Source organism: Protofrankia sp. CiP1_Cm_nod3, from assembly GCF_982290655.1.
Genome location: NZ_CEVIVD010000085.1, coordinates 1 through 2,696 on the forward strand (window position 1 = coordinate 1; position 2,696 = coordinate 2,696).

Sequence of the window (2,696 nt, forward strand, 5' to 3'; positions counted from 1 at the left end):
CCGGGCGCGGGGACGGAGCCCGCCAGCAGCGCCCGGGCATGCGCCCGGTATGCCTCCGCCCCTCTGGAACGCTTCGCCGTCGTGAGGATCGAGCGTCCGGAGACCGGCGCCTCGGCGAACCGGACCGACCGCGCGATGGGTGGCTGGAGCACCGCCACCGCGTACCGGGCGGCGACGTCCGCCAGGACGGCACGGCCGTGCGTGGTCCGGGCCTCGAAGAGGGTCGGCAGCACTCCGCGGACCCGCAGCTCGGCATTGGTCAGACGCCGCACGTCGTGGACGGTGTCGAGCAGCTGCCCGACACCGCGGTGCGACAGGGTCTCGCACTGCAACGGGATGATCACCTCATTCGCCGCCGTCAGCCCGTTGATCGTCAGGATCCCGAGCGAGGGGGGGCAGTCGATCAGGATGAAGTCGTAGCTGTCGCTGATCTCGGCGAGCGCGAGCCGCAGCGCGTGCTCACGGCCGGTACGGGACAGCAGCACGGCTTCGCAGCCGGCCAGCTCGATGGTCGCCGGCAGCAGATCCGGGCCGTCCTCGGTCCGTCGCACCACGAGGCCGGGGCTGAGCCGGCCCAGCAGCACGTCGTGCACGGACAGCTCGATGACGTCCGGATCCAGGCCCAGGGAGAACGTCAGGCATGCCTGCGGATCGAGGTCGACGAGCAGGACCCGGCATCCCAGTTCGCTCAGCGCGGCGCCGAGGCTCGTCACGGACGTCGTCTTGGCGACGCCACCCTTCTGGTTTGCGACGGCGAAGACGCGAGCCATGCAGATCAGTCTCCAAGCGTCGGCGCAAAACCACAACACCCCACGCCACAACAACATCACCGACACCTGAAAAACTCGATCTCCATTTCGGACAAATCACAAAAGAACGCACACTCATCCGGTACGGATCATCACCGGACGTCCCTGCCGGCGCACCCGGCCGGGCGTCGGGCCCCGGCCGGGAAACCTCTGGGCGGCACGGCGGAGGTCTGTGAGGATGAGGGGTCTGTGAGGATGAGGGGATGGCACGCGGCGCGCCAGTACCGTCCGGGCGGGAGCCTCGGGCGGCCCCGACAGTGCAGCCCGCGGCGGGATCCCGATCGCCCGAGCACCGCGGTGGCCTGCGCCGGCCCCCGCCACAGCAATGATCGGTGACATTCTCGGCCTGGTGCTGGCCGTCGCCCTCATCGCCGCCAACGGGCTGTTCGTGACCGCCGAATTCGCTTTTGTGGCGGTCGACCACAGCCGGCTCGAGCAGGCGGCGCGGGACGGCTCCCACCGCGCGGCCCGGGTGCTGCGGGCCGTCCGGTCGCTGTCGTTCCAGCTTTCCGGCGCGCAGCTGGGCATCACCCTGACGTCGCTGGTGCTCGGCTACCTCGCCGAGCCGGCGATCGCCTCCCTGCTGCTGCCCGCGATCGACGCGACCGGCCTGCCGGCCGGCGTCGGCCATGCCGTCGCGGTGACCGCCGCCCTGCTGATCGCGACAGTCGCCCAGATGGTCTTCGGCGAGCTCTTCCCGAAGAACATCGCGGTCGCGGCGCCGGTAGCCGCGGCCCAGTGGGCCGCCGGGCCGCAGATGCTCTTCTCCAGCGTCTGCCGGCCGGTCATCACGCTTCTCGACGGGTCCGCCAACCGGCTGCTGCGCGCGCTGGGGATCGAGCCGCGAAGCCAGCTGCAATCGGCCAGGTCGCCGTCCGAGCTCGGCTGGCTGGTGCGCTCGTCGGCCGAGCACGGCACGCTGCCCGGCAACACCGCGAGCCTGCTGGGCAGATCCCTGCGGCTACGCGAGCGCACCGCCCAGGACGTCATGACACCGCGGATACGGGTGGTCGCGCTGCACGCCGACGACAGCGTCACGGAACTGCTCCGGGTCACCGGGGAATCAGGCCACTCCCGCTTCCCCGTCCTGCGCCCCACCGGCACCGCCGCGCCTGGCGCCGGCGCCTCCGACACCGATGGCACCCCTGACACCAGTGGCACCAGTGGCACCTCTGACACCGCCTCCCAGCGGGATTCGGGTACCGGTAGGGACCCGGGCTCCGCTCGCGCCACCGCCGGCCACGCAGGCGTCACCGGCCACGCAGGCGTCACCAGCCGCCGAGGCGCCGCCGGCTCCGGAGGAGGAGGGCACGCGGCCGAGCCGCCGGGCCCGGGAAGCGTCCCGGCTGTCCCCGGGGACGTCGACGACGTCGTCGGGGTCGTCCACGTCAAGGACGCCTTCGGTGTGCCGCCGGCCGAGCGCGGCAGCACACCGGTCAGCCGGCTCATGGTCGCTCCGGTGGTGGTGCCGGCATCGCTGAGCTGCGACGATCTGCTCACCACCCTGCGCGGGCACAGCCTTCAGATCGCCGTGGTCATCGACGAGTACGGCGGCACCGCCGGCGTGGTCACCCTGGAGGACCTCGTCGAGGAGCTCGTCGGCCACGTCCTGGACGAGTACGACCAGCCGGAGAGGCCCGACGCCACCGCCGGGCCGGACGGGAGCTGGTCGCTGTCCGGCCTGCTCCGCCCGGACGAGGTCGCCGACCTGACCGGTGTCCGGCTGCCCGACGGCCCGTACGAGACCGTCGCCGGCATCGTCCTGCACCGGCTCGGGCGCATCCCGCAGCCGGGTGACCAGGTCGATGTCGAAGGACATCTGCTCACCGTCGAGGAGATGGACCATCATCGCGTCAGCCGTGTCCGGCTGACGGGCCGCCCGCCCGG

General features: G+C 72.1%; 2 protein-coding genes. One reads left to right on the forward strand and one right to left on the reverse strand.

The genetic code is table 11. The features are described from left to right. Positions 1 to 770 (reverse strand): ParA family protein (locus AC5LUJ_RS16025; protein ID WP_493465212.1); only part of this gene is annotated, 770 nt, incomplete at its 3' end. Between the two features lie 364 nt (positions 771 to 1,134). Between AC5LUJ_RS16025 and AC5LUJ_RS16030 the strand changes: the two genes are divergently transcribed. Next, positions 1,135 to 2,696: hemolysin family protein (locus AC5LUJ_RS16030; protein ID WP_493465213.1), on the forward strand; the 1,562-nt coding region annotated here is incomplete at its 3' end.